The 22,952-nt window shown below is 63.8% G+C and carries 17 protein-coding genes; 8 read left to right on the top strand and 9 right to left on the bottom strand.

The window, feature by feature from the left end:
* Nucleotides 1-88: 88 nt before the first annotated feature.
* The 5 genes from J0A91_RS04425 to J0A91_RS04445 form a co-directional block, all read right to left on the bottom strand.
* Nucleotides 89-2,413 carry a TonB-dependent receptor gene (locus J0A91_RS04425; RefSeq protein WP_069203893.1) on the bottom strand — a complete coding sequence of 775 codons (2,325 nt, stop codon included), beginning with the start codon at nucleotides 2,411-2,413 and terminating at the stop codon, nucleotides 89-91.
* 205 nt (nucleotides 2,414-2,618) lie between these two features.
* The gene (locus J0A91_RS25190) at nucleotides 2,619-3,083 is read right to left on the bottom strand and encodes a hypothetical protein (RefSeq protein WP_420852814.1); all 465 of its coding nucleotides are present in this window, start codon (nucleotides 3,081-3,083) and stop codon (nucleotides 2,619-2,621) included.
* Nucleotides 3,084-3,327: 244 nt separating this feature from the next.
* Nucleotides 3,328-4,629 (bottom strand): cytochrome P450, encoded by a 1,302-nt coding sequence (locus J0A91_RS04435; protein ID WP_169833085.1) that lies wholly within the window; start codon nucleotides 4,627-4,629, stop codon nucleotides 3,328-3,330.
* A 280-nt stretch (nucleotides 4,630-4,909) separates the two neighbouring features.
* Complete coding sequence (locus tag J0A91_RS04440; protein ID WP_069203894.1) at nucleotides 4,910-5,920, bottom strand: glycosyltransferase family 4 protein; 1,011 nt, start codon at nucleotides 5,918-5,920, stop codon at nucleotides 4,910-4,912.
* On the bottom strand, nucleotides 5,920-7,518 hold the full coding sequence (locus tag J0A91_RS04445; RefSeq protein WP_069203895.1) for an alpha-amylase family glycosyl hydrolase: 1,599 nt from the start codon (nucleotides 7,516-7,518) through the stop codon (nucleotides 5,920-5,922). The genes J0A91_RS04440 and J0A91_RS04445 overlap by 1 nt, the downstream gene beginning before the upstream one ends.
* A gap of 188 nt (nucleotides 7,519-7,706) precedes the next feature.
* Here J0A91_RS04445 and J0A91_RS04450 point away from each other — a divergent pair, with 188 nt between their 5' ends.
* The 4 genes from J0A91_RS04450 to J0A91_RS04465 all read left to right on the top strand — a co-directional run bounded on the left by J0A91_RS04450 (nucleotide 7,707) and on the right by J0A91_RS04465 (nucleotide 9,550).
* The gene (locus J0A91_RS04450) at nucleotides 7,707-7,943 is read left to right on the top strand and encodes a hypothetical protein (RefSeq protein ID WP_069203896.1); all 237 of its coding nucleotides are present in this window, start codon (nucleotides 7,707-7,709) and stop codon (nucleotides 7,941-7,943) included.
* Nucleotides 7,944-8,026: 83 nt separating this feature from the next.
* The gene (locus J0A91_RS04455) at nucleotides 8,027-8,281 is read left to right on the top strand and encodes a TerB family tellurite resistance protein (protein ID WP_083224504.1); all 255 of its coding nucleotides are present in this window, start codon (nucleotides 8,027-8,029) and stop codon (nucleotides 8,279-8,281) included.
* Nucleotides 8,278-8,484, top strand: a complete 207-nt coding sequence (locus tag J0A91_RS04460) for a TerB family tellurite resistance protein (RefSeq protein WP_169833086.1) — start codon at nucleotides 8,278-8,280, stop codon at nucleotides 8,482-8,484. The genes J0A91_RS04455 and J0A91_RS04460 overlap by 4 nt, the downstream gene beginning before the upstream one ends.
* A gap of 235 nt (nucleotides 8,485-8,719) precedes the next feature.
* Complete coding sequence (locus J0A91_RS04465; RefSeq protein WP_069203897.1) at nucleotides 8,720-9,550, top strand: IclR family transcriptional regulator; 831 nt, start codon at nucleotides 8,720-8,722, stop codon at nucleotides 9,548-9,550.
* A 74-nt stretch (nucleotides 9,551-9,624) separates the two neighbouring features.
* On the opposite strand, the gene J0A91_RS04470 is transcribed toward J0A91_RS04465, so the two are convergent.
* Both J0A91_RS04470 and J0A91_RS04475 read right to left on the bottom strand, forming a co-directional pair.
* Nucleotides 9,625-9,798: a hypothetical protein gene (locus J0A91_RS04470; RefSeq protein ID WP_169833087.1), complete on the bottom strand. Its 174-nt coding sequence runs from the start codon at nucleotides 9,796-9,798 to the stop codon at nucleotides 9,625-9,627.
* 107 nt (nucleotides 9,799-9,905) lie between these two features.
* Complete coding sequence (locus J0A91_RS04475) at nucleotides 9,906-11,501, bottom strand: isocitrate lyase (protein WP_069203898.1); 1,596 nt, start codon at nucleotides 11,499-11,501, stop codon at nucleotides 9,906-9,908.
* A 121-nt stretch (nucleotides 11,502-11,622) separates the two neighbouring features.
* On the opposite strand from J0A91_RS04475, the gene J0A91_RS04480 reads away from it, so the two are divergent.
* A complete protein-coding gene (locus tag J0A91_RS04480; RefSeq protein ID WP_069203899.1) occupies nucleotides 11,623-13,020 on the top strand; it encodes a helix-turn-helix domain-containing protein in 1,398 nt (465 codons plus the stop codon).
* Between the two features lie 66 nt (nucleotides 13,021-13,086).
* Here J0A91_RS04480 and J0A91_RS04485 read toward each other — a convergent pair whose 3' ends face one another.
* Together J0A91_RS04485 and J0A91_RS04490 are read right to left on the bottom strand one after the other, a co-directional pair.
* The gene (locus tag J0A91_RS04485; protein WP_206364987.1) at nucleotides 13,087-14,193 is read right to left on the bottom strand and encodes an alpha/beta hydrolase; all 1,107 of its coding nucleotides are present in this window, start codon (nucleotides 14,191-14,193) and stop codon (nucleotides 13,087-13,089) included.
* A gap of 262 nt (nucleotides 14,194-14,455) precedes the next feature.
* Nucleotides 14,456-16,954, bottom strand: coding sequence for a PepSY domain-containing protein (locus tag J0A91_RS04490; protein ID WP_069203900.1), 2,499 nt, complete (start codon nucleotides 16,952-16,954; stop codon nucleotides 14,456-14,458).
* Between the two features lie 111 nt (nucleotides 16,955-17,065).
* On the opposite strand from J0A91_RS04490, the gene J0A91_RS04495 reads away from it, so the two are divergent.
* The 3 genes from J0A91_RS04495 (at nucleotide 17,066) to J0A91_RS04505 (ending at nucleotide 22,950) form a co-directional block, all read left to right on the top strand.
* The gene (locus J0A91_RS04495) at nucleotides 17,066-19,153 is read left to right on the top strand and encodes a TonB-dependent siderophore receptor (RefSeq protein WP_069203901.1); all 2,088 of its coding nucleotides are present in this window, start codon (nucleotides 17,066-17,068) and stop codon (nucleotides 19,151-19,153) included.
* A gap of 102 nt (nucleotides 19,154-19,255) precedes the next feature.
* Nucleotides 19,256-22,141, top strand: coding sequence for a beta-galactosidase GalA (gene galA / locus J0A91_RS04500; RefSeq protein WP_240502201.1), 2,886 nt, complete (start codon nucleotides 19,256-19,258; stop codon nucleotides 22,139-22,141).
* A 47-nt stretch (nucleotides 22,142-22,188) separates the two neighbouring features.
* Nucleotides 22,189-22,950, top strand: coding sequence for a GntR family transcriptional regulator (locus tag J0A91_RS04505; RefSeq protein WP_069203903.1), 762 nt, complete (start codon nucleotides 22,189-22,191; stop codon nucleotides 22,948-22,950).
* Nucleotides 22,951-22,952 lie beyond the last annotated feature (2 nt).

The following is a 22,952-nucleotide window of genomic DNA, read 5'->3' on the forward strand; positions in this document are numbered from 1 at the left end:
TCTCATTTTGTATCAACTTTGCCGGGCTGTTCATGCCGGTGCGATCGTTCCGGGGGCCAGACCGATCGGGTACTGGCCCTTGGGGGCGCTACCATTTGACGCTGAAGGTCACGCCATAGGTGATCGGCTTGGCAGCCTGCCGGTAGGTGGTGTCGAGGCCGCGAAAGAGGCCCTGAATATAATATTTGTTGGTCAGGTTGTGGACCCAGCCCTGAAGGCGCCAGGAGTCGTCGCTAGCCGCGACGCCGAAACGCGCATCCAGCACAACATAGGATGGAATCGTGTAGGTCGGATCGACAGGAACGTTCGTTTCATTGAAGAAGGTGGCGTTGGTAGTCGATTGGAACCGGCTACTGAGACCCACGAACAATCCGTGCCGCTGCCCGGCAGCCCAATTATACTGGACATCGCCCACCCCCGTCCAGCGGGGCGTGTTGGGGAAGGCTGAACCGGCATAATTCTCCAGTGCGGGAGAGGCATAGCCGAACCCGGTAAACTCGCGGATGCGGCTGTTCACATAGCTTCCGCCCAGGGTAACATCGAGGCCACGGAAGGGTCGTGCCGTGAGGTCCGCCTCGATACCCCAAATGCGCGATTTCGGGATGTTGACGAGGGCTTCGATCAAACCAAAGGGCACGACATTAATGCGGCCACGCAGTTGCTTGTTGTCATAGTCATAATAGAAGGCGGCAGCGTTGAGTTGCACTTTGCGCCCGAACAGCGGCGTCTTGAAACCGACCTCATAGGCCAGCAGGCTCTCCTGCGTGATCGGCGCCAACTGAGCGCTATTGGCGGCGACCAGCGCGGGAAAGCCGCCCGACTTGTACCCGCGTCCGACACTTGCATAGAGGAGCGTGCCAGTATCGAACTTGTAATTGACAGCGGCTCGCCACGACACATTATCCTGCTTCAGCGAAGAGGTCGTAACTGCGGGAAGGCCCGTTGCCGCGTTCAGCGTCACGCAGCCCAAAGGCGGGATCGTTACACTCGTACCGGTGAACGTCGATGACAGGAACGAGAAGATTCGCGAAAGCGAACCGTCAGTGTCGTAGGCGCAATTAGTGTAGCGGTTATTGCTGTTCGTGTAGCGTACACCACCGGTCACGGAAAGTCTGCTGGTGAGCGCGATATCCGCATTGGCGAAAATGCCGTAGGTTTCGATTTTATTACTGCTAACGCTGGTTACGCCTTTGAACGGCGGCAGGAACGGCACGATCAAGGTGTTGCTCTGCTCTGGGTTACCAAAGAAGTTGCGTTCGGCCGTTTTGGCTGTGGAATAATTCCCACCGACGATCCACTTGAGGCTACCGTTATGGCCAGTTGCGCGTAGCTCTTGCGAAAAGGAATCAATAGAACCGGTATCGCGCTCAGCGAGCAACTGGTGCGCCGTCCCGTCGACGTCACTCAGCCGGTCTTCGGTAAAGCGCTGATAGGCTGAAATGGAAATCAGGTTCAGGTTATCGCTCGCCTCGAAATCCAACCGGGCCGAAGCCTGGTACAGATTGTCATTCAGCTTAAACTGCTTGCCAGCGTCCCAATCTGCGAGGCGGGCGTCGTTGCGCGTCACCAAACTGTCGGACAGACCAGGCGCAACGCGAGCCGGATTGACAGGATCGATTTTGATCAGCTGGCCCGCCAGAGTGTCTGAGCCGTCATGCGCGGCAGAGAAGCTGAAGACGGCCGTCAGACGATCGGTCGGCGCCCAATCCAACAATAGCCGAGCCGATATCTGGTTCGCATCGCCAAGCGAGTCATTCCTGGTTACACTTCGCTGCCATGCGCCGCCCTGGGCCGTGCGGAAGCTGAGTCGCGCACCCAGCGTGGAGGTGACCGGCCCGCTGAGATAGCCGCTAAGGTCCACTGCGGCGAAGCGCGCGAAGCCGAGTTCGCCGCCTGCTTCCCAATGATCGCCCGGCTTGGCCGCGATATAATTGATCGCGCCCCCCGTGGAGTTTTGGCCATAAAGCGTCCCCTGCGGCCCCTTCAGCACTTCTACGCGCGCGACATCAAGCGGTGGAAACTCAGTCATCACCGGGAAGGCAAGTGGGACTTCGTCGACATACACGCTGACGGCAGGACTAGCGGCTAATGCCGACTCATAAAATCCGACGCCCCGAAGGGTGTAGACAGGTGTGTTGGCGAAGCTCGGGGTAAATATCAGGCCTGGAACAACCTTGACCAGGTCAGCCGTGGACGTGATACCTTTCTTTGACAACTGATCGCCGGTCGTGACCGAGATCGAGATCGGAATGTCGTTCGCCTTTTCGGAACGACGTTGCGCCGTTACCACGATATCCTGGATTTGAACGTCTTGCTGGTCTGCGCCGGCGGAGCCGCCACCTTCAGCTGCCCACGCGCTCGAGGGGAGCAGACAAGCCGTGACGGCAATGACGGACACTAACGAACTGCGCATTTCAGCACTCCCCTAAAATTTGATTTGGGAGCCGTTTCTCCGTCCGGTTTATGACCGCGTATCGCCGTCGGCAGCGATCGAGATCCATAAACACCCGAAACGGAGCCGCGGCTCCACGCACTAATTATCTGGTTAGTTTGTATCGGTCAACTGAGCGACTGACCTGCTAAAAGCGAATATGACGCATGTCGCGCTGCGCGCCCACTCAGCCGCCTTTCGCCAGCCGACGATGGTCCCCGAAGTTTCGAACCGACCAACTTGGGACCGTGGGTAAGATGCGGATCGTGCATCGGCTTTGAAGTGTCGAAACGATTAGCGCTCCAGACGCGCCGTCGCAGATTTGGCTGGCGTTGGCGGCAGAACGATTTGTTCCGTATTGGCAGATCACCGTCGGCGCGATGGCTGAATATCGCGGCGGATGACGGCGCATGATCACGCGGCATATTCTGATACATGGCCAGCATGGCATCGCGAACGTCGTTCGCGGTTCCGACAGTGCCGCGCAGTACCCCGCCGGATTCCCCGAAGTTCCGCGCCCAACAGGCGATCCTGTCTGACGGTGCCAGGTTGTTGGTTCCGCGTTGCGCTCGCTTGGGCGACGCCGATGGCAAATCCACCCGATATTAAGGGATTGAAGTCGGAGTTCGTGGTCTCGACTGAGCATCGCCATGGTGCCCGATCGGTACAATGTACGCCGCTTTACCCGCACCCCGTCCGCGGGTAGGATAGCCCCCGAAGTCGCGCAGGAGGTCCCAGACCCTGCATCCGTGGGTTCGGCTCGACCCCGCCCCGGGCTGCGATCAACTGATCGCACCCGGGTGAAGCGAAACGGCTATCGCAAGAAGTGAAGGGATTCTCCGCGTTTCATAATCCCTTGTAACCAAATAGCGGCCTCTGAATGCCGAGCGATCAATTTACGTCAACTTGTACCGGATCGGGATGGATTTGGGGCCTGAGACGAAATTGGATTTGGTGCGAGTTGGCACTCCAGACAATTCCATGGATTCCAGCCTTGGCAGCAACTCCTCCATGAATATTTTTATTTCGAGCCTGCCGAGATGCTGCCCCAGGCACATATGCGGGCCATAACCGAACGCAATCTGCTTATTCGGTCGGCGGGTTACGTCGAATTCGTAAGGAGCCGTAAATACGCCTTCGTCACGGTTGCCAGAGTGATAGCAGAGCATGAGCCAGTCCCCCTCGGAAACCTTCTGCCCCGCAACCTCAGTGTCAGCCATGGCAGTTCGCATGAAATGTTTGACCGGCGTGACCCAGCGTATCGCTTCTTCAACATAACTGGCTACAAGCTTGGGATCTTGCTTCAGCTTGGCTACCTGATCCGGCCGCTCGGCCAAGGCCCAAACACCACCTGCAGTGACATTCGCCGTGGTGTCGTGACCCGCGGCGGCCACCAGGCCAAAATACGAGAATAATTCATAGTCTGGTAAAAGCTCGCCATCGATTCGAGCATTTGCCAGAACCGACGCGAAATCGTCTCGAGGATTACGTCGGCGGTCTATAGTCATATCAGCGAAATAGGCACGCAGTTCTGCGAGCGTCTCTGTGAGATCCTTGATGCGTTGCGCCTCAGACACTTGCGCGCCCGCACGGTTAACGTCCGGATCGGTTGTCCCGAACGCTTCCTGCGTCAGCCGCAGCATCAGAGGCTCGTCTTCCTCTGGCACACCCAGGATCTCCATGACCACTCGTAATGGATAGAGAAACGCAATGTCCCGGGCGAAATCACATTCGCCGTCGCGCTCAGCGAGTCTGCCAACGAATTCGCGGGCAATCTCGCGGATACGGCCGCTGCGCTCGGTGATCTTTGCTGGCGTCATCGCCAACTGGGCTATCGCGCGGTACTTCGCGTGATCCGGATTATCCATGCGCGTCAGGTTCCGGCTCAGATTGGGCGATCCGCCGGTAATCGCTTTGATGCTGCGCTCAGCCTCCTGACTGATGACCGTAACTGAACGGTCCTCGTTGTGGAACAGATCGGGCGCGCGCTCCACCGCAAGGATATCTGAATGGCGCGTAACTGCCCAGAATTCATCATAACCCTGAGGCTGCACTTTTGTGAATGGCGCCTCCCGCCGCAACCAAGCCAAGGCCGTATCGACCTGTTCCAGATCACCATAGGCGCCGGGGTCAACAAGCGCATTCGCGACATTCTGTGAGACTGCCACACCGCTCTCCTCTGTAAACGCGTCGATCATATGTTTCATCCTCGCTAGAATCTCATGTTCGGCGAGTCAATCAAATAACCAATTAACGAATGAACTACCGTTTCAGCCGCACCGGATGAGCCGAGTCTCGATCAGGCATGTCGGCACGCACGGGCGGAGCGTATGAAACGTCTGTGCGTCAGCGACGGGCGAAACGTTCCAAAGCGCTTGCGGTGCCCGCGACCGCAGGCCGATGCCAATGGTGCCAACCACGGATCTTACCTGACGCCTTAAGATCCCGCCAAGATAACGCCGGAATGCGCGCCCGAGGTTACTTCCCGAGAATCCTGCGGTATAGCGCCAGATAGGCATCCGCCATCCGATCGACCGAGAACCGATCGGCGACCACGCGACGAACCACGGCGCGGTCGATCTCCCCGATCCGCTCGACGGCCGCAGCGGCCTGTTTCAGATCGTCGACGATAAAGCCCGTCACGCCATCTTCGATCAGTTCGGGCATCGATCCGCGTCGCGACGCGATGACGGGCGTACCGCACGCCATCGCTTCGATCACGGACAGGCCGAACGGCTCCTCGAAGTTGATCAGGTGCAGCAATGCCCTCGCCCCGCCGAGCGCGCGACAGCGGTCTGACCCACCGACCACACCGTGATAGCTCACCGATACGGGGTCCAGCGCCGGCGCCACTTCGCGGTCGTAATAGCTCGCGTCCTGCACGATGCCGTACATATGCAGATGGCGCCCGCTGGACCGCGCGACCGCGATCGCCTCGGCCGCGCCCTTGTCGGGATGGACGCGCCCGAAGAACAGCAGATCCTCGCCACCGACGGGATCGAACGGGAAGTCGCCGATCGGGATGCCATGATAGATCCTTGCCGCGTAGCGAAGCGCCGGGTGCCGGTCGGCGTCGCTGATCGCGACATAATGCACGCGCTGCTGATACGGCACGTACATCGGCAGGATGCGTTCCGAAGACAGTCCGTGGATGGTCGTGACGATCGGTGTCGCGACCAAATTCGCGAAAGCATGCGCTGGGAAATCGGCCTGATTGTGGATCAGGTCGAACGCGTCCGCCTGTTGGAAGAGATGCGCAAGATGCCGGAACTCCCAGACCTTTGCATCGATCGCGGGATCGTCGTTGTACGGCGCGGGCACGACGCCATCGAGCGTCGCGCTCGTCAGGCTGTCGCCCGTGGCGAACAAGGTGACATCGACGCCGCGCGCGACCAGCGCTTCGGTGAGCAGGCTGGTGACCAGCTCCCACGGGCCATAATGGCGTGGCGGCGTGCGCCATGCGATCGGCGCCAGCATCGCGATCCGCATCAGCGCACGCTGGCGAGACGAAGCACCAGCCCTTCGTCGGGTGCGAGCACATCCGCCAGCGTGCGCGCCGGCAGTGTCGAGGCGAGCACCTCCATGACAATCGCGTCGGCGGGCAGGATCAACGCGCGGGATTGGCTGCCGAGATTGAGGACAATCAGCAACCGCACATCGTCGTGGCGCCGTTCATACGCCAAGACATCGTCGTCGCCCGCGACCAGCACCATATCGCCAATCGACAATGCGGGCTGCCCGCGACGCAAGCTTAGCAACGCCCGATACAGCGTGAGCAACGAGCTTGGATCGCGATCCTGCGCGGCGACGTTGCGGGTCGGCCAATCCGCGTTGAGCGGCAGCCACGGCTCGACCGTGCTGAACCCGGCGAACGGCGACGCATCCCACGGGATCGGAGTCCGCGAACGGTCGCGACCGATACCGAGCCCGGGCTGGCGCAGTTCCTGTGGGTCGCGGACGCGGTCGGCCGGAATGACGACCTCACCGATGCCGATTTCATCGCCCTGGTACAGTGTCGGTGTGCCGCGCAGGGTCAGCAACAGCATCGCCGCGACGCGGGCCTGCGGTTCGCCGACCCGCGCGGCGATGCGCGGGGCATCGTGGCTGCCGAACACCCAATTGGGCCATCCATGTGCGGGGAGCGATGCCTCGTAATCGGCAATCACGTCGCGCAGCACGGCGGCGTTCCACGCATTCTCGATCAACTGGAAATTGAACGGCATATGCACCTCGGGCCGCTCGACCGTTCCAAACCAGCGCGCGTGGCGATCGTTGGGCAGGAAAATCTCACCAATCAGCACCCGCTCGCCATACTGATCAGCAAGCGCGCGAAATTCTGCGGCAATCTCATGGGCCTCGGGTTGGTCGGTCGAATGGTGCTGGATCAGCCTGTCGCGCTCGGTGCGATTCGGCGTCCAATCGGGATTGACCGGATTGTCAGGGAGGTCGGCGGCCTTGACGATGTGCCACAGCACGTCGATCCGAAAGCCATCGACGCCGCGATCCAGCCAGAAACGCAGCACGTCCATCATCGCCGCGCGCAAATCCGGGTTGCGCCAGTTGAGGTCGGGCTGGCTCTTGAGGAAGGCATGCAGATAATATTGTCCGCTCGCCTCGTCCCATTCCCACGACGAGCCGCCGAAATCGCTGATCCAGTTGTTGGGCGGCCCTCCGTCGGGCGCGGGGTCGCGCCAGATGTACCAGTCGCGCTTGGGATTGTCGCGCGCGGAGCGGCTTTCCCGAAACCACGCATGCTGGTCCGACGTATGATTGGGCACGAAATCGAGCAGCACTTTCAGCCCGCGCGCGTGCGCGTCGGCGAGCAAAGTGTCGAACGCCGCGAAATCGCCGAACATCGGCTCGATCCCGCAATAGTCGGCGACATCATAGCCGAAATCGGCCATCGGCGACGGAAAGATCGGCGATAGCCAGATTGCGTCCACGCCGAGCCCCGCGACATAGTCGAGACGGGCCGCGATCCCGGCGAGATCGCCGACGCCATCGCCATTGCTGTCCTGAAACGAACGGGGGTAGATCTGATAAATCACGCCGCGTGCCCACCAGGGGGCCTGTGCAACAATGCTCATGACGTCGTTTTCATCCGAGTTCCATACCGCGGGCGTTTCGCAAATACGCGCTCTCGTTTGTCTCCAAACGTAGCATGTGGTCGGCTTGCCTCGCGCCCAGGTGCGGCATCCAATATTGTTCGCACATATTCCGCCCGCCGCTGGATAAAGGGTGTATCCTCTCTATATCTGCCGTGAAGGCAGAGACAATGGACAGACATATACCGTCGAATGTGATCGAGCAGTGGATGACCCATCTGCGACTCCAGCGCACGCGCGCGAGGGATGCGATTTGGCTCATCGAGGGCGGCGCGACACTGTATGATGGCCGCGAGGGGCTGCCGATGCATGACGCGACCCAGCGATGGCTCAACGAGCAACGCCAGGTGGTGGTCGATGTCGACCGGCTTGTTGCGCTATATGACGGGCTGGACGACGCACGGTGACCATGCAGCCTTCCGTGGCCCGGATATGCCAGACCGGCCGAACGGCTCGAATGGCGCCCGAAGATAGCAGATGAGGAAGCAGAATGTCGTTTTTTGATACAATCCGCAGCAAGCTGACGGACGCGAGGAGCGCACTCGAAACCGAGGTTGCGAAGTTCAAGAATAAGGACGTGCTTGACGCCCTGGTCGCCGCCAGCACGATCGTCGCCGCGGCCGATGGCGTCATCGACGCCAGTGAAAAGGCGAAGATGGTTGGCGTGCTGAAGAACAGCCCGTTGACGAGCGCCTACCCGGTCGATCAGGTGATCAAATCTTTCACCGGTCATGCCGACCGGTGAAAGATTTCGACGTCGATGTCGGTCGCAGCGAAGCGCTGCGTGTGATCGGGAAATTCCGCTCGAACCCGGATGTCGCACGTATGATCGTGCGTTCGGCCGTCATCATCGGCAAGGCGGACGGCAATTTCGATGCGAGCGAAAAACGCGCTGTCGAGATGATCGCGCGCGAACTTGGGATCAATCCCGCCGAATTTTTGAGCTGACCCCTCTGCCCCGCGTCGATGGTTCGTGCGCGGGGCAGTTCGGCTGGTCGGTCGGATGACCGAATCCAATCGTCACCACGATCGCGCGCGCCGTTCACGCCGATATGGGGATCTCACGGTGCCACGCTCGCGCTTGCGTTCGCACGTCAGGGCGCGAGCTTGTCAACCGCACGAAAGCCCGACATTCCGGTGGCACCGCTACTCCAATCCTTCGCTGGCATGGCGGCGGCGCGATATGCTGAAGAACGGATCTGGGATGACGACAGGCAGCAAGGAACGGAAGCGGCAATACGCGGCGCCGGCGCTCGACAAGGCGTTCATGATCATCGAATTGCTCGCGAACGAACCCAGGGGGCTGCTGGCAAGCGAGATCGCAGCGGCACTGGGTCGGTCGCTTGGCGAGCTGTTCCGGATCATCGTCGTCATGGAAGATGCCGGTTATCTGCAAAAATCGGCGATCGATGACCGGTATTCGGTAACCTACAAGTTCCTCGATATCGCCTATCGCGCCACGCCCGCTCGCGGTCTCGTCCAGGCGGCGCAACCTGAGATGCAGCGGCTCGCGCTGGCGACAGGGCAGTCATGCCATCTCGTCGTGCCCAAAACCGGCGAGGGGCTGGTAATTGCCCGAGAGGAAAATCCCGGTGTTCGCGGCTTCGCCCTGCGCGTCGGCGCGTCAATCGAACTCACACGGAGCTGTTCGGGGGGCATTATCCTGGCGTTCTCCGCGCCGTCCGTGGCGGAACGGATGCTGGATCGCGCCGAATCGATGGCTCCGGCGCCCATCGGTCGCGCCGCTTTGTTCACGCGGCTGGAAGAGATCCGCCGCGATGGCTTTTACACCCGTCCCAGTCCGATCACGCGTGGCGTCACCGACATTGGTTGCCCCGTGATGGGCTTCGACGGCGAGTTCCTCGCCGCTCTGACAATCCCGTATCTTGAGCTGATCGATGGCTCGCAACTCGTATCCATCGAGGAAGCACGCGCGATTTTGCTGGAAGCCGCAAAGGAAATCTCCCGGCAACTCGGCTATTATCGACCGGACTCGGCAGCGACCGCAACGTGATGGCGTCGCGGTCGCTCACCGCCTCGACCGGACCGGATACGCTGGCGCAGGCGCGCAACGAGGGGCGATCGACGTCAGAGCCGCCCGAGCCGGTGGTAGAGATTGCTGTATTTGACCGACTCCGGGCTGTCCTGCACGTCTGGCCGCTGCAGGTGTGTCATCACCGCCGCCTTGAGTAACTGGAAATCCTCGGTCGAGAAGACGGCGCGGGCGCGCGCCGGTGCGCGGGTTTCGGTTTCGGTGGTCATGTCTCTTCTCCTTCTAGGGGGCGCCGCGGCGAAGCCGCGTCGTCGGACGGCGGCTTTGCCGCCGCCGGCCGGGCGTGATGGCGTGCGGCGCACCGCGCCGCGCGCCATCACGCCGCAAACTGATTCATCGTATTGTGTGCGCCGCCGGCCTTCAGCGCCGCCTCGCCCGCGAAATATTCCTTGTGATCGTCGCCGATGTCCGAGCCGGACATGTTCTGGTGCCGGACACAGGCGATCCCCTCGCGGATTTCCTTGCGCTGCACGCCAGCGACATAGCCGAGCATGCCAGCCGCACCGAAATACTCCTTGGCAAGGTTGTCCGTCGACAGCGCCGCGGTGTGATAGGTCGGCAGCGTGATCAGGTGGTGGAAGATGCCCGCCCGCGCGCTCGCATCCTTCTGGAAGGTGCGGATGCGTTCGTCGGCTTCCTGCGCCAGCTCGGTCCCGTCGTAGATCACGCTCATCAGTGCGGCGCGTTCGTAAGCGGAGACGTCGCGGCCCTGTTCGGCCCAGCCATCATAGACCTGCTGGCGGAAGTTGAGCGTCCAGTTGAACGAGGGCGAGTTGTTGTAGACGAGCTTCGCGTCGGGCACGACCTGGCGGATGCGATCGACCATCGCCGCGATCTGCTCGATATGCGGCTTCTCGGTCTCGATCCATAACAGGTCGGCGCCGTTCTGCAGGCTGGTGATGCAATCGAGCACGCAACGATCCGCGCCGGTTCCGGGCCTGAACTGGAACAGGTTCGAAGGCAGCCGCTTGGGTCGCATCAGCTTGCCGTCGCGTTCGATCACCACGTCGCCGCGCAGGCTCGTGATATCGGTCACCTCCTCACAATCGAGGAACGCGTTATACTGATCGCCGATATCGCCGGCTTGCTTCGAGAAAGCGATCTGCTTGGTGAGGCCGGCGCCCAGCGAATCGGTGCGGGCGACGATGATGCCATCCTCGACGCCGAGTTCGAGGAAGGCGTAACGGCAGGCGCGGATCTTGGCGAGGAAGTCCTCGTGCGGCACCGTCACCTTGCCGTCCTGATGGCCGCACTGCTTCTCGTCGGAGACCTGATTCTCGATCTGAAGCGCGCACGCGCCCGCCTCGATCATTTTCCGCGCGAGCAGATACGTTGCTTCCGCATTGCCGAAGCCCGCGTCGATATCGGCGATGATCGGCACGACATGCGTCTGAAAGCCGTCGATCTTCGCGGTGATCTTGGCTTCCTTGGCCGCATCGCCGACATCCCGCGCCGCATCGAGATCGTGGAACAGCAATCCCAGTTCGCGCGCATCGGCTTGCTTGAGGAAGGTGTAGAGTTCCTCGATCAGCGCGGGGACGCTGGTCTTCTCGTGCATCGACTGGTCGGGCAGCGGGCCGAACTCGGAGCGCAGCGCAGCGACCATCCAGCCCGACAGATACAGATACTTGCCGCGCGTCGAGCCGAAATGCTTCTTGATCGCGATGAGCTTCTGCTGGCCGATGAAACCATGCCAGCACCCGAGCGACTGGGTGTAGCGCGCTGGATCGGCATCATAAGCGGCCATGTCGCTGCGCATGATTCGTGCGGTGTAGCGCGCGATATCCAGCCCGGTCTGGAACCGGTTCTGCAACCGCATCCGCGCGACCGCCTCGCCGGAAATACCGTCCCAGCTCGGGCCGTTGGCGGCGATGATGCTGCGGGTGTCGGTGATAAGGCTTTGATAGGTCATGAGCGTCCTCGCGGGTTGTTGGCGGTGGCATGACATGCGCGACGGGTGCGTTGAAGGACGCAGAGTGACAGCGAGACAAAGCGTGACTTGAATTGTTTGTCACAGCGTGACAGAAACGCGCATGGCACCGGCAGGCGACCGCAAACTCTATCTCGGCCCGCGTTTGCGGCTGCTGCGCCGCGAGCTCGGGCTCAACCAGACCCAGATGGCCGAGGAACTCGGCGTCTCGCCAAGCTATCTCAACCATCTCGAACGCAACCAGCGACCGTTCACCGCGCAGATGCTGCTGCGCCTCGCCGACACCTATGACGTCGACATGCGCGGCTTCGTCGCGGCGGCGAACGAAGCATCATCGAGCGACCTGCACGAGATTTTCGCCGACGCGCTGGTGCGCGACATCGGCGTACCGCGTCAGGAAGTGCTCGAAGTCGCAGAGAATTACCCCGGCGTCGCCGAGGCGGTGACGCGGCTGTACCGCGCGCTCGCCGATTTGCGGCAGGTGCCGGACCGCGTCGAGTCGGCCGGGCTGGCGGGCACCCGCGTCGCGTCCCCGCTTGCGTGGCTGCGTGACTGGCTCGACGGCCGCCGCAACCACTTCGCGGACCTCGATGCGGCGGCGGAGGCCCTTTCCGGCACGCTCGGCGACGAGAGCGATGCGCTACGCGAGGCGATGGTCCGGCGGTTGCGCGAAGAACATGGTATTACCGTAAGGATCGTCGGGCGCGAGGTGCTGGCCGATGCCCTCCGGCATTACGACTATCATCGCCGTCGCCTGATGCTCGCCGAGACGCTGCCGGCATCGGCCCGGCTGTTCGAGATCGCGACCCGGCTCGCGATCGAGGATCTGTCCGCGCCGCTCGCCGCCGCGACCGCAGCCGCCGACGCGCCGGATACGGAAACGCGCGTGTTGGCGCAACAGGCGCTCGCCAATTATGCGGCTGCGGCGATCGTGATGCCTTACGGCCGCTTCCACGCCGCGGCCGAAGCGAGCCGGTACGATATGGACCTGCTGACGGCGCGGTTCGGCGTTTCGTATGAACAGGCCGCGCACCGGCTGACGACGCTCGACCGGCCGGGCGCGCGCGGCGTGCCGCTGTTCCTGCTCAAGCTCGACGTCGCCGGCAATGTCGCCAAGCGCTTCTCCGGGGATGCGATGCCGCTCGCGCGGTTCGGTGGCGGCTGCCCGCGCTGGCGCATCCACCGCGCGTTCCGCCGGCTTGGCGAAACCGTCACCGACCGGGTCGAGATGCCGGACGGCGCATCTTATCTGACCTGGGCATGCGCGGTCGTGCGCGACGAGGGACGCGAACCGGCGGCGATCGTGCTGGGCTGCGAGGCGAAGCACGCCGGCCGGATCGGCTATGGCGATCTCACGCCGCGCGTCACCCCGATCGGCCCCGCCTGTCACCTGTGCGAACGCATCGACTGCACCGATCGGTCCCTGCCGCCGATCACCCGGTCGCTCGATTTCAGCCCGGCGCGAAAGGCGCGCGCGCCCTACGCCTTTCGGGCGATTTGACTAGGCGCTCCGATCCGCGAACGGACCGGGGCGATCGGCATCCTTCAAACGGACTTTACCGTCCGGTCACTTGCTATCGAACCAGGCTTTCCATTGCGGCACGGCCGTCGCGAACGTTCCGCGATGGGTGGTCGCGCCGGTCGAGATAGCCTCGACGTTGGGATTGCCCGAGCCCATCGACTGCGCATAGGTCATCGCGATGCGACCGACGCCGGGGGTGATCGCTTCATCGGCTTCACCGTAGTAATTGTGGACCGGTGATTTGATGACCCAGCGGTAGGACTGCGTCTGTGCGGCCAATTTGCCATAGGCCGAATTGGTGAAATACTGCGGATCGAAATATTCCGGGCGCATCAGCTTGCGCAGATCGGCCGGAAGCGTCGAAACATCGGCGGGCACGCGATCATACGCCTTTTTGGCGACGTCGTAATATTCGTCCTTCAGAACCGAATGCGCCAGCCCCGGAAAGCCATAATAGTTTTCGAACGCGAACGCCGACAGGATCACAATGCTGTTGAGCCAGACCGCGTCATTCTTGCGTGGATAAGTCAGCATGCCCTCAAGCAATGCATAGACATCGAGCGGGGCGCTCGCGGTGGCGGCGCCATCGACCTTGATCCCGGCGGCTTCGAGCTTTTCGAGCATCGCCATCGTCACGAAGCCACCCTGCGACCAGCCCGACAGGAACAGCTTGGGGCTGGACAGCTTCATGCTCGCCATCACCGCCTGGCTGGCTTTGAGCATGTCATAGGTGGCCTGCTGGTGGCTCGCCTTGACCATATAGCCTTCCGGCTCGGTCGAAATGCCCATGCCAAAATAGTCCGCGCCGATCAGCATATAGCCTTGGCCGGCGAACTGGGCGATCATTAACTGCGTTTCGGGCGAGTTATCGGGATACGAGGCAACGTCCTGGCGACCATAAACGGTGCCATGCTGATACGACACCGTCGGGAAAGACTTTCCGCCCGTATCCGGCACCGCAAGCAGGCCCGAAGCCGCAATCGGCTTGTTACCTTTTTCCGGGATGACCGAATCGTAAGTTACGCGATAGAGGCGCACCGCATTGCGCGCCGGCGTATAAGCAACTTTGACACCGGAAAAGGCGGGCGTGTCGGTCGTCAGGATCTTATTGAGGCGCTCGACATCCCAGCGGCCCAGAAATTCGTATTTCACCCCCGAAACCACTTCGACCGGCGCACCTTGTGCAAACGCAGAACAAGGCAATGCTGCCCCCAAGGCGACCGCGCACGCGATATCACGCAGACATTTCAGCATATTGACCTCCCCCGAAATCTAACCCCAAAATTGCATCGCCGATCCCATCGATATCGTCAATTGATCTACGCTCAATCAGGCTGTGCGACGGTGACGCGGTGGCCGATGCGGACACTCAAACGATGTGGTGGGACCACCGCCCCCCGGCAAAGCGCGCCGGTCAATAGACGTCGCGCCGGTATCGACCCTCTTCGGCGAGGCGATCCATGCGCTCGGCGCCGACGATCGCGGCCAACGCATCGTGAACGCCCTGCGCCATACCGTCGAGGCTGCCGCAAACCATGACGGTCGCACCCGCATCGATCCACTCGCGAAGGTCGGCACCAGCTTCGCATACCAGATCCTGAACGTACCGCCCGCACCCGGCGTCGCGCGAGTAGCAGCGGTCGAGCCGCGCGAGCGTACCGTCCGCCAGCCAGCCAGCAAGCTCGCCGTCGAAATACTGTTCGTGCGCGGCGCTGCGCTCGCCGAACAAAAGCCAATGTCCGCGGCGCCCGGCATGCGCCTGCTCGCGCAGATGCGCGCGCAGCCCGGCGATGCCGGTGCCGTTGCCGATCAGGATCAGCGTCGTCGCGCCGCGATCGTCCGTCCGAAAATTCGGATTGGGCCGGATACGCAGCGGGGTGGTCGATCCCAACGGGAGATGCGCCGTCAGCCACCCCGACCCGATGCCAAACCGACCGTCAGCGTCCCGAACCTGTCGCACGACGAGATCGAGCGTGCCGTCGGCGGGGGTCGACGCGGCGGAATATTCGCGGATCGGTAGCGGGCGCATTTTCGCATCGGGCGGCAGCATGACGGTCGCCAGCGTTTCACGCGCATGCGCGGTGCGCGTGATGACCTCGCCATCGGCGGCGTGTGCCGCAAGCAGCGCATCCACCACGGCTGGCGCGTTGTGCGGCTGCACCTCGACGATATCGCCGGCCGCCCACTCCATCGTCGAATCGACCGGCGGCTCGAACCGCAGATGATAGGTCTTGAGCGCCTCGCTGCCCGGATTGAGCGCGACACGCTCGACGAGCGTCCAGCTTTCGAACGTGGCGGCGGTCTGCCCCCGCGTTCCCGCGCCCGCGCCGAGCGTGCGAAGTTCGCTTGCCCAGCGCGCCTCGGCGTCCGCGTCGTCGCGGTCCATCGCGATCATCGCAAAAAGCGGCTCCGCGCCGGCGTTGGCCAGCCACGAGTCGACCGTCCGGCCATAGCCGCAGAAGTCGGGATATTCGCGATCGCCCAGCGCCAGCACACCGTAAGCGAGATGGGCGAGATCGGGGTGCTTCCGCGCGCGCAGCATCCGCGTGGTGAACCCCCGCGCCATGTCGGGCGGCTCGCCGTCACCATAGGTGCTGACGACGAACAGCACTTTCGTTGCGGCGGCGAGCCGTTCGGCGGTGATCTTGCCGAGCGGAACCACCTGCGCGCGGACGCCGCCGAGGCCAAGCGCCTGCGCCGCGTTGCGTGCGAGGATTTCCGCCGTGCCGGTCTGGCTGGCATACGCGATCAGCAGATCGCCCGCACCTCGCGAGCCCGTGGACTTGGCCTCAAGCGCTTTCGCCGCCCGCGTCCGCTTGCGCCGCGAGAGATAGAGCAGAAAGCCCGTCACCGTGAACAGCGGCATGGTCAGGCTGGTCAGCAGCATCACAATTCGGCCGGGGAGACCGAAGAACGCGCCGCGATGCAGTTCGAACATGCTTTGCGTGATGATCGTGCCGAGCGGCCTGTTGTCGTAGAGGTCGCGCGTCTTGAGCTTGTCCGTCCCCGGCACATAGCTGTAGCGGTCGAGCTGGCGCAGGTGCCGCGCATCGGCGCGGCGGGCATCGAAGGTGATCGCCTTCATCGGCTGATTTGGCGGCGGGCGGGAGATGCGCACCCAGACGTAGCGGTTGCCCGTTATCGCGCGGAAGTTCGCCCAGGCGGGATCGAGCGCGGGGCGCGGCGCGACGCCGCCCTTCTTCGCACGGTCGGCATCCTCGCTGCCGGCCTTTCCGGTCAGGGCATAGGTGACGCCGCGACTATACCAGTCGTAGCTCCACCATAGACCCGTCAGCGCGCTCAGCAGGTAGAAGAGCAGCACCCATGTCCCGATCACGACATGCAGCGCGCGCCACAGATTGCGCCCGGTCTTGCGCAGGTCCGGCACCAGCCACGCGCGCCAGTCCAGCCCACGGCGCGGCCAGCGCAGATACAGGCCGGAGAGCGCGAAGAAGATCAGCGCGATCGCACTCGCACCCGTGATCTGGCGACCGATGCCATTGCCGCCGCCGGGCAGCGCCAGCCAGCGGTGCAGCTCGTCCACCGTGTCGAAGAAACCGGCGCCCGCCGACTCACCCAGCCAGCGCCCGGTCGCGCGGTCCACCCTGCCCTGCTTGCGGTCGTGCCCCGCGCTCGCGGTGAGGCGGACGGCGTGCGAGCGGTCGCGCGGCATCTCCCAGTCGAGCCGGCTGACATAATAGCCGGGATGGTCCGCCTGCACGCGCGCGATCACCGCGTCCGGCGACAGGTCCGCGCGCGCCGGCACGCCCGGCGCGTAGAGCCGCGGTGACAGTGCCTCGCTGATCTCGTCCTCGAAGCTCATCGTCGCGCCGGTCACGCCCATCACCGCGAGGACGATCCCGGCGGTGATGCCCAGGAACCAGTGGATCTGAAAGAGTACGCGCTTTGCCATTGCCGGTCCGTCTGCCTCGAAGATCCGACCTATCACGCGGACCGACAAAAACGCAATTGCGACCTATTTGCATTAACGCTACGGGACCGGCCGCGTTCAAACGGGGGTCTCATGAGTTTCTGGGTGATGGCAGCGTCGGCTGCGGTGATGGCTGCGAACACACCGGCGGCGGCGGACGAACAAGACCAGGTCGAGCGCAAGCTCGATGAGGAGATCGTCGTCACCGGCCGGATGCCGACGTTCAAGACCGATGTCGTGCAGGTCGGCGCGTTCCGCAATCAGTCGATCCTCGACACGCCGGCGAGTGTCGCGGTGATCCCAAGGGCGCTGCTCGACGCTCAAGGCGCCACCGGCCTTGAGGACGCGTTGCGCAACACGCCCGGCGTCACGCAACAGGCGACCAGCCCCACCACCAGCAACAATTTCGTGTCGCGCGGCGTCCTGATGAACGCCCGCACCAATTATCGCCTGAACGGCGCGCTCCAGATCATCAACCTCAGCCCGGTGCCGATCGAGAACAAGCAGCGCGTCGAGCTGCTCAAGGGCGTTTCCGCGCTCTATTATGGCCTCGCCACACCTTCGGGCATCGTTAACGTGGTGACCAAGCGCGCGGGCGGCCAGCCCGTCACCAACGCCTATATCAACGGCGACGCGGAGGGCAGCATCGGTGGCGGCCTCGATATCGGGCGCAAGTTCGGTGACGCGGGGCAATTCGGCGCGCGGATCAACGCCTATGCGTCGCATGTCGAAACGCCGATCGATGGCGTCAACGGCCACCGCTATCTCGTCAGCGGCGCGTTCGACTGGCAGGCGACCGGGCGGCTGTCGCTCAAGCTCGACGTCGAGCATTATCGCCGCGCGACCGACGAACCGGGCGGAATCGCGCTGTCGGCATTCCAGTTGCTCGATCATATCCCCGATCCCCACCATCGCTATGCGCCGGTCAACGCGCCCTATCGCACATGGTCGACCAACGTGCTGGGCCGCGCCGATTATGCACTGGGGGATGACTGGTCGATCCGCGCGGAAGCGGGGCTTGCGCAATCGCGGCGCCAGCGCAGCCGCGCCGATTTCAGCTTCACCGGCGCCGCCACGGTGGCGAGCGGCGCGGGCCGGATTTCGGGCAATTACGCGCCCGATCAGGCATATCGCAACGAATATGTCCGTGGCGAAATCGCCGGCAAGGTCGAGACCCTCGGCATCACCCACGACCTGCTGTTCGGTGTCGCCCGCAACCGGCAGGTGCAGGAAGACCAGCATCAGGCCAGCTACACGGCGGTCGCGCAGAACATCGACGATCCGGTCGCCATCGACTTCGGCAGTCTCGTCTTCGCCGCGCCCAAGCTCCAGCCGGGCAGCGTCAACATCGACACCGGCGTGTACGCGATGGACATCGCCCATGTCGGCGAGAAGCTGCTGCTGATCGGCGGCGTGCGGCGCGTGCTGTACGATACCGAGGATTCGACCGGAAACTACCGGATGACGGCATGGACGCCGACCGGCGGTGTGGTGGTCAAGCCGACGCCGACCTCCAGCCTCTATTTCACCTATATCGAGGGTCTGGAAAGTGCCGGCACCGCGCCCGCCGGCACCACCAACGAGGGCGATGTCCTCGCGCCTGTGCTCAGCAAGCAGATCGAAGCCGGCGCGCGCATCGAGGTCGCGGGCGCGCTCGCGAGCGTCGCCTATTTTCACATCGATCGCGGTCTCAGCTATACCGACAGCAGCAACGTCTATGTCGTCAACGGGCGCGCGATCCACCAAGGCGTCGAAGCATCGGTGCAAGGCAGTCTCACCCGGCAGCTTTCGGTCGCGCTGTCGGGCCAGTATCTGAGCGCCACGCAGCGCAATACCGGCATCGCCGCGCAGGATGGCAAGCGGGTGGACAACACGCCGCGATGGTCGGCCTCGCTCTTCGTGCAATATCGCCCGGCCGCGCTGCCCGCGCTGGGCGTGAACGCCGGCATGTATTACACCGGCCTGCGCTATGCCGATGCGCGCAATCTCTACGCGATGCCGGGTTATACGACCTACAGCCTGGGTGCGGATTACAAGATCCGCCTGCCCGATGCGCGCGCGCTTACCTTGCGCGTAAACGGCGATAACATCACCAACACACGCTATTGGTCGACGGGCGGCTCGGTGTTTTACGTTGGCCTGGCACGGCAGATCCGCTTCTCGGCGAGCATGGATTTCTGATCGCGGGCGGCATGAGCGCCGCCCAGCGCGGCCCTGCCAGCCTTGATTTCGTGACATCACTATGTATTACTTTGGCATTTGAAATGTCTTTCAGGAGGCGTGATGATCGACCGTCGCATGTTCATCGGCGCCTCTGCGTCCGCAGCGGCGATCGGGGTGCCCCGCGTGGCGCATGGCGAGGCTGCGTCCGCCGGTCGTTTATCGCCCGACATGCCGGTGCCGCTTGGCCACCTTCCCTCGCCGTTCCCGCCCGCCGACCCGAGCCTGTACGCGTTCAACCACGGCTGGCTGTTCCATGAGGGCGACCTGCCGTTTCCCGCCGTGCGCGGCAACGACCAGACCTATTCCGCGACGAAGGCCGGCAACGCGCAAGGCGCCGCCGGCATCGATTATGACGATTCGGACTGGAGCGCGGTTCGCCTGCCGCATGACTGGGCGATCGCGCACCCAATCGAATCCGACCAGAACGACGCGTTCGGCTATCGTCGGCGCGGCATCGGCTGGTATCGCCGCTATGTCGTGTTCCCGCAGGCGTGGCACGGCCAGTATCTCGAACTGCAACTCGGCGGCATGGCCAACAACGCCACCGTCTGGTTCAACGGCATTCCCGTCGCGCACAGCCTGTCGGGCTATGTCCAGCAGAACATCGACGTGACGCCCTACGCCCGCTTCGGCGACGAGCCCAACACGGTCGCGATCCGCGTCGATGGCGATGTCATGGAGGGCTGGTGGTACGAGGGCGCCGGTCTGTATCGCGAATGCTGGCTGGCGGTGCGGCCGGCGCTGCATATCGTCACCGACGGCGTCCACGCAACGCCGCGACCGCAACCGGACGGCGCGTGGCGACTTCCGGTAGACGTGACGCTCAACAATGCCGGCGCCGTGGCGGGCGAAGGCATGGTCGAGGCGGTGTTGCAGGATGCCGATGGCCGCACGCTCGCACAGGCGAGCGCGCCCGTAAGCGCGGCGCCGCTCGACACCAGCACCGCGAGCATGACGCTGTCCGTGCCCAACCCGCTGCTGTGGTCGCCCGAGACGCCGACGCTGTATGCGCTCCAGACGCGGCTGGTGCGCGGCGGCAAGATCGTCGACAGCCGCCGTACCGAGATCGGATTCCGCACCACCCGGTTCGATCCGGCCACCGGCTTCCACCTCAACGGCAAGCCGCTCAAGATCAAGGGCGTCTGCATCCACCACGATCATGCCGGTGTCGGCGTCGGCATACCGGCGGCGCTGCTCGAATGGCGGGTGCGGCGCCTGAAGCAGATCGGCGCCAATGCGATCCGCTTCGCGCATGCGACCCCCGCCGCCGCGCTGCTCGATGCGTGCGACCGGCTCGGCATGATGGTGATGGACGAGAACCGCCATTTCGACCCCAGCCCCGACTATCTTGCGCACGTCACCTGGATGGTGCGGCGTGATCGCAACCGGCCGAGCGTGATCCTGTGGTCGGTGCTCAACGAGGAGCCGATGCAGGGCACAGAACAGGGCTATGAGATGGTGCGCCGCCTCGCCGGGGCGATCCGCGCGCTCGACGATACACGGCCGATCACCGCCGCGATGAACGACGGCATGTTCACGCCGAAGAACGGCGCCGACGCGGTCGATGTCGTCGGCTTCAACTACAAGCACAATTGGTACGACCGCTATCACGCCGCGCATCCCGACCGGCCGCTGATCAGCACCGAGGATACCAGCGCGGTGATGACGCGCGGTGAATGGACGACCGACACACAGCGCAACGTCCTCACCTCCTATGATACCGAAGCGCCCGAATGGGGGCTGACGCATCACGAAAGCTGGCAGATGATCGGCAGCCGGCCGTTCATCGCCGCCACCTTCGTGTGGACCGGGTTCGACTATCACGGCGAGCCGACGCCGCTGCCGTGGCCCGCCGCGTCGAGTTCGTTCGGCATCCTCGATCTGTGCGGCTTCGCCAAGATGGCCTATCATCTGCGCCGCGCGCAGTGGGTGGAGGATGCGCCCGTGCTCGCGATCGGGCCGCACTGGAACTGGGCGGGGCGCGAGGGCCAGCCGATCAAGGTGATGACGCCGGCCAATCTCGAGGAAGTGGCGTTGTTCCTCAATGGCAAGCCGCTTGGGCGACAGGCGCGCGGGGCCTTCGTCACCCCCGAGTGGCAAGTGCCGTTCGCGCCCGGCAAGCTCGAAGCGGTCGGCTATACCGCCGGCCGCGAGATCCTCCGCGTCGCGGTGGAAACCGCCGGACGCCCGGCGACGCTGCGGCTGACGCCCGACCGGCCGATGATGCTGAGCGACGGCGACGACGTGCAACCGATCAGCGTCGATCTGCTCGATGCCGAAGGCCGCCACGTGCCGACCGCAACCGACCGAGTCACCTTCGGGGTCGAAGGCGGCGAGATCATCGGCGTCGGCAATGGCGATCCCAACGATCATGATCCCGAACAGGGCAACACGCGCAAGCTGTTCGCCGGCTTCGCGCAAGTGCTGGTGCGCCCGTTCGCGGGGGCCAAGCAGCTCGTGCTGACCGCGCGTGTGGCGGGCCTGCCGGCGACGCGCACGGCCTTCCCGCTGGTCGCCGCGCGGACGCGCGACGTGGCCGCGACGCCGGCGGTGCATCACCTCACCGAATGGCGGCGTACCCCCTTCGCCGCGCAGGCGCCCGATCCGCGCGAGATCTATCCCGCGCAGCAATGGCGCGCGCTCGGCTATGTGCGGACCGGGCGGCTGGAGGAAGCGCCGGCGGAGCATGGCTTCACGCTCATCCAGGGCCGGTTCGTGCCGCGCCGGGCCGTCGCCGCGCACGGCGGCACGCTGCGGCTGGCGGGCGTGATCGGCCGCGCGGAACTGTGGGTGGACGGTGTGAAGCTCGCGACCAAGACCGACCGCGCGGAGGCGCCGATCGTCGCGACCCTGCCGGCGGGCGATCAGGAACGTGTGGTGACGCTGTTGCTCGAAGCCGACGCGGGTGAAGCCGCCGGACTCAGCCGTGGCGTCACGATCTGGTGACGTGACAGCAATGACACGCGGCTTCGACAATGTTAGCTGGCTTCGATATGTCCTTCATTGAACTTCTCGATATTGCCGGCACCGCTGAAAGCGGCCCACGCTATTTGTGGCTGCAGAAGCTGATCCGCACCGCGATCGAAACCCGGCGGCTGCCGGCGGGCGCGGCGCTGCCCAGCGAGCGGGAATTGTGCGACGCGTTCCAGCTCTCGCGCGTGACGATCCGCAAGGCGATGGAAGCCCTGGTCAACGACGGGCTGCTCGAACGGCGGCGCGGCGCGGGCACGTTCGTGTCGAACGCACCGGCGGAGAAGGAGCCCGGCCGAGTCGAGAAGAGCTTCTCGATGCTGTCTTCCTTCACCGAGGACATGCTGGCGCGTGGGCGTAGGCCATCGAGCGAGTGGATCGACCGATCGGAAGGGTCGGTGACGCCCGAGGAAGCGCTGGCGATGGGCATGTCACCGGGATCGCGCGTGTTCCGCTTCCAGCGCATCCGCTTCGCCGATGGCGAGACGATGGCGATCGAATATGCCGCAGTGCCAGGCTGGGGGCTGAACGGCCTCGAGGATGTCGAGACCTCGCTCTATGGCGCGCTCGAGGCGCATGGCAACCGGCCGGTGCGCGCGTTGCAGCGCGTGCGCGCGATCGGCTTCGAGCCGGAACAGGCGGAGCTGCTCGGCATCCAGCCGGGCGATCCGGGGCTGCTGATCGAGCGCCGCGCGTTCGCCGCCGACGGGCGCATCATCGAGGTGACGCATTCCTATTATCGCGGCGACGCTTACGATCTGGTCGCCGAGCTTCACCACATCTAAGC

Source organism: Sphingomonas panacis, assembly GCF_001717955.1.
GTDB classification, from domain to species: domain Bacteria; phylum Pseudomonadota; class Alphaproteobacteria; order Sphingomonadales; family Sphingomonadaceae; genus Sphingomonas; species Sphingomonas panacis.

Coding starts and splice junctions, on each gene's coding strand:
- J0A91_RS04425 (WP_069203893.1), bottom strand. CDS start 2,413: ATGCGCAGTTCGTTAGTGTCCGTCATTGCCGTCACGGCTTGTCTGCTC.
- J0A91_RS25190 (WP_420852814.1), bottom strand. CDS start 3,083: ATGGCGATGCTCAGTCGAGACCACGAACTCCGACTTCAATCCCTTAAT.
- J0A91_RS04435 (WP_169833085.1), bottom strand. CDS start 4,629: ATGATCGACGCGTTTACAGAGGAGAGCGGTGTGGCAGTCTCACAGAAT.
- J0A91_RS04440 (WP_069203894.1), bottom strand. CDS start 5,920: ATGCGGATCGCGATGCTGGCGCCGATCGCATGGCGCACGCCGCCACGC.
- J0A91_RS04445 (WP_069203895.1), bottom strand. CDS start 7,518: ATGAGCATTGTTGCACAGGCCCCCTGGTGGGCACGCGGCGTGATTTAT.
- J0A91_RS04450 (WP_069203896.1), top strand. CDS start 7,707: ATGGACAGACATATACCGTCGAATGTGATCGAGCAGTGGATGACCCAT.
- J0A91_RS04455 (WP_083224504.1), top strand. CDS start 8,027: ATGTCGTTTTTTGATACAATCCGCAGCAAGCTGACGGACGCGAGGAGC.
- J0A91_RS04465 (WP_069203897.1), top strand. CDS start 8,720: ATGCTGAAGAACGGATCTGGGATGACGACAGGCAGCAAGGAACGGAAG.
- J0A91_RS04470 (WP_169833087.1), bottom strand. CDS start 9,798: ATGACCACCGAAACCGAAACCCGCGCACCGGCGCGCGCCCGCGCCGTC.
- J0A91_RS04475 (WP_069203898.1), bottom strand. CDS start 11,501: ATGACCTATCAAAGCCTTATCACCGACACCCGCAGCATCATCGCCGCC.
- J0A91_RS04480 (WP_069203899.1), top strand. CDS start 11,623: ATGGCACCGGCAGGCGACCGCAAACTCTATCTCGGCCCGCGTTTGCGG.
- J0A91_RS04490 (WP_069203900.1), bottom strand. CDS start 16,954: ATGGCAAAGCGCGTACTCTTTCAGATCCACTGGTTCCTGGGCATCACC.
- J0A91_RS04495 (WP_069203901.1), top strand. CDS start 17,066: ATGAGTTTCTGGGTGATGGCAGCGTCGGCTGCGGTGATGGCTGCGAAC.
- galA (WP_240502201.1), top strand. CDS start 19,256: ATGATCGACCGTCGCATGTTCATCGGCGCCTCTGCGTCCGCAGCGGCG.
- J0A91_RS04505 (WP_069203903.1), top strand. CDS start 22,189: ATGTCCTTCATTGAACTTCTCGATATTGCCGGCACCGCTGAAAGCGGC.